We start from the raw sequence: 3,739 nt of genomic DNA on the forward strand, positions 1-3,739 counted from the left end.
GATGGGGACTAGGGACTGGGGAGTAGAGAGTGAGGGACAACGGGGATAAGGAGAATAACCCATGCCCCATGCCCAATACCCAATCCCCAATCCCCAATCCCTTATTTAGCGTAATCTAATCTGCTGGTCGTTGCAGGCGATAGTGCAAAAACACTTCTTGCTCAACTGTATGAACTTCTAAAAGTTGCAACTTGGGAGCTAAATCGGGTAAAAATCCTTTCCCTTCTACAGGTGTAGGTGCGGTACTACCACCTAAAATCAGAGGACAGACAGTTAACCATAATTCATCGATTAAATCTAAGCCCAGCAGGGAAGCGACTAATTCACCTCCACCCAAGACCACCAACCGTGCTATATCTATATTGGCTAGATGCTTCAAAGCTGCGAAAATGTCAATTTCTCGCCTTGGTGTTTCAAAAACCAGAATCTGCTCAAATTCTGGAGGACACTCTTGTGCCCCGGTTCCCAGAGTTGCGGGAAGCGTCTGTAAACGTCCTTTCCATGAAAGTGTTCCCTGTGTTGTCGTGAGTAGCCAGCGTCTAACTGGTTGCTTAAAAAAGTTAATTTCCGGATTGAGGTTTCCAGAGTGTGTAGTCACTATATGAACTGGCTGCGGAGGCTTCCCTTCTTGTGCCCGAAGTTGCACTAGAGTTGGATCTGATACAGTAAGTGTTGTTCCATAGGCCCGGAGAGTACCAGCACCGAATAAAACCGCATCAGAGGTAGCGATTTGTTTTTCTAGATGTGCTTTATCAGCCCTTGAGCCAAACCGAGCAGGCGATCGCCTAAAATCTGCTATCTTACCATCTGCACTCATTGCTAAAACAACTGTAGTATGAGGACGATGTTGCAACATTAAATTGATTTGATAGTTTGAATATTTTCTTTGTTCGTATGTAGATTCTCAAAAAAAATCCATGCTTGCAAGTTATTTTTTTACAATTTTATCACTGTATTTATATGCAACCAGAACAGCTTTTAAATCTAGCATATACGAGTTTTGGTATACCACGTTTCTTTTTGAATTATAGCAATTTGTTATTTTTAAACATTGAAAATAAAATTCTGATAATTTAATAAAATGTCTCATCTAGCCAGTCTAATTACATATCTTTGCTGTTGTGGTTTGCAGATGCAAAGTGAGACACTTGATGACTAATTACCGCCAATCTTCCTTTCGTCGAATTTTAGTAACGAGAATATTGCTGCTGTTCGTTCCAGTTTTACTTATAGGGGAGATTGTTGCCTTGAATAAGGCACGTTCTAGCATATTGGGAACCGCTCGTCAAAATTTAACAGAAAGCGCCATCAGTAAGGGAGAGAGAATTGGCGATGCGATCGCAATCTTAAAAGCTAATTTGCTGAGTGTAAGCAAAACAACGGTGATTCCGTCGAGTTCGCCTATACAAGAGCAAGAAATTCTCACGCAGCTAAAGCAACAACTTCCAGCCAATATTGAGTGTATCCAATTAACGGATCTGCTAAACCAGAAAATAATTGCCAGTAGCTGTGGCGATAGGGCTATTGGGGAGTTGACATTACCTTTGCCTAGTGATGGAATTGATGTCCAAGCAATCTTCCCGCCCAAAGCAGGAATAACTGGAAAAAGAAACACACAGAATCAATTACAATTAGTGGTATCTGCACCAGTCTCCGATAGCCGCAGAAATTTAGTTTACAGCTTAAGTATTCAGTCTGCATTGTACCAACAAACCAGAAATCAGCCGGGATCGCTCACAGGCGCTATGGTAGTGATTGCTGAAGATGGGACGATTTTGGCACATCCCTTCACAGACTGGGTGGGAACTAATATCAATCAACATCCAAATTATTCCCAACTCAAGAGCATAATTAAAAATGCCATTGCCGGAAAAAACGATTCGATAAATTTGTCTTTTAAAGAGGGAAACGAATTAGTAGCTGGCTATACAGCTATTGTAAATCCACTCACCCAACAACATCAGCAAAAATGGATAGTCTTAGCTGTTACTAGTGTTGATAATGCGCTTTTTGGTTTAGAGGAAATCAAACTAATTCTCATTGTTTTGACCGTTGGTTTGATTGGTGCAAGTTTGTTAGCCTCCCTATATCTAGCTCCTTACTTGGCACGCCCTGTAGAAGAATTGCGAGATTACGCTCTCAATATTCACTCTCACCACGCCGCCCAACCAGTTCCGCACAATTTCCAAATTCGGGAGTTCAATCAACTGGCTCAAGCATTAGACCAAATGGTAGAACGGCTCAAAGCTGGGGCGGAAGAATTAGAAATAGCTTGGAAAGAAGCAAAAACTGCTAACCAGATAAAAAGCCAGTTTTTAGCTACAACTTCTCATGAGTTGAGAAACCCATTACATACTATTATTAACTGCATTCGCGTGGTTGAAGATGGCTTATGTGATAGCCGAGAAGAAGAACTGGACTTCCTTAAACGTGCTGATGAAACAACAATTCATTTGCTAAATATTATTAATGATTTACTCGACATTTCTAAAATTGAAGCAGGTAAGCTTTCTGTAATCACTACACCTCTTGACCTCCGAAAAATATTATTAGAGGTGATTAATTTACAATCAGTTAATGTTCAACAGAAGGGCTTGCAATTGAAATGTGAGTTAGATCCTCAACCGATACCAATTAAGGCAGACGCGGCAAAACTGAAGCAGGTGCTGATTAATGTTATCGGCAATGCCACTAAGTTCACTGACACAGGAAGTATCACTATTGCTACAGAAATTCAATCTAGTAATGGTAAATCTCAAGTAGTGGTAATAGTTAAAGATACAGGTATAGGAATTGATCCCGCGCAACAACACAAACTGTTTCGCCCTTTTATGATGGTAAATGGCACAACCACGCGCCAGTTTGAAGGGACTGGACTGGGACTCGCAATTTCACGAAACTTAATTGAACTCATGGGAGGCAGCATTACTCTTGAGAGTACGGGACTTCATCAAGGTACGACACTGAAGATTACCTTACCCTTGATTGATATCTCGCTGTTACCTGCTTCAAAAAAAGATGAAAATGTCGGGGATTTGGGATTTTCCTCTGAGAATAAGGGAGCAAAAGCAAGCCAATACTCTAGCCTACAGGAGTCTGGGGGAAGCCCCTCTTTGGGGATCAATAAATCTGTAAAAGTAGGTGTAGACAAAGAGAAGTCGATGAAGTTCCAGGTGTTACTTGGGAATGAGACTTACGAGATTAGTCTTTCGCCGCAGCAAACTCTCTTGGTAAGTCTTCCAAAAACAGAAGTTTATGCAAATGGGACTTCTGATAGGTAATTTTTACCCATTATTTTGGTAAGAGTTGTAATTGAGTCCGTCGGTACAAAAGTAAAGTTTTTGCCTCCCTACTCTCCTGATTTATCCCCCATAGAACTGTGTTGGTCAAAACTCAAGCAGTTTCTCCGTTCCTGTGAAGCACGCTCACTAGAATCACGATGGCCTTGCAATAGCTGTTGCGGTCAATTACATTACCGAAGATGATGCCTTCGGTTGGTTCAACAACTGTGGTCTATTTACATGAAAATTGCTGTAACTATGATAGAAGCTAAAAATGTAATTGATGGAAACCTAGAAGCCTGTTGCACTTCTCCCATGACTGGGTTTTACCGCGATGGTTTTTGTCGCACAGGCGGCCAGGATTTCGGGTCGCACGTCGTATGTGCCGAAGTGACCTTAGAATTTCTGGAGTTCACCAAATCGCAGGGGAACGACTTAAGCACACCTGTTCCTGATTT

Annotated in this window: 4 protein-coding genes; 3 read left to right on the top strand and 1 reads right to left on the bottom strand. The window is 41.6% G+C overall.

Features of this window, described 5'->3' with window-relative positions; all coding sequences use genetic code 11:
• Positions 1-115: 115 nt before the first annotated feature.
• Positions 116-856, bottom strand: a complete 741-nt coding sequence (locus tag CDG77_RS33920) for a RibD family protein (RefSeq protein WP_094333535.1) — start codon at positions 854-856, stop codon at positions 116-118.
• Positions 857-1,151: 295 nt separating this feature from the next.
• Here CDG77_RS33920 and CDG77_RS33925 point away from each other — a divergent pair, with 295 nt between their 5' ends.
• The 3 genes from CDG77_RS33925 to CDG77_RS33935 all read left to right on the top strand — a co-directional run.
• Positions 1,152-3,281, top strand: coding sequence for an ATP-binding protein (locus CDG77_RS33925; protein ID WP_094333536.1), 2,130 nt, complete (start codon positions 1,152-1,154; stop codon positions 3,279-3,281).
• Positions 3,282-3,296: 15 nt separating this feature from the next.
• A complete protein-coding gene (locus CDG77_RS39280; protein ID WP_190234149.1) occupies positions 3,297-3,485 on the top strand; it encodes a transposase in 189 nt (62 codons plus the stop codon).
• A 54-nt stretch (positions 3,486-3,539) separates the two neighbouring features.
• Positions 3,540-3,739, top strand: a 200-nt coding sequence (locus CDG77_RS33935) for a DUF2237 family protein (protein WP_143857162.1), incomplete at its 3' end; no start/stop codon positions are given.

The sequence above is a fragment of the Nostoc sp. 'Peltigera membranacea cyanobiont' 213 genome, from assembly GCF_002245975.1.
Taxonomy (GTDB): domain Bacteria; phylum Cyanobacteriota; class Cyanobacteriia; order Cyanobacteriales; family Nostocaceae; genus Nostoc.

Excerpts from the sequence above, each read along its gene's own strand:
- CDG77_RS33920 (WP_094333535.1), bottom strand. The coding sequence starts at position 856 with ATGTTGCAACATCGTCCTCATACTACAGTTGTTTTAGCAATGAGTGCA.
- CDG77_RS33925 (WP_094333536.1), top strand. The coding sequence starts at position 1,152 with ATGACTAATTACCGCCAATCTTCCTTTCGTCGAATTTTAGTAACGAGA.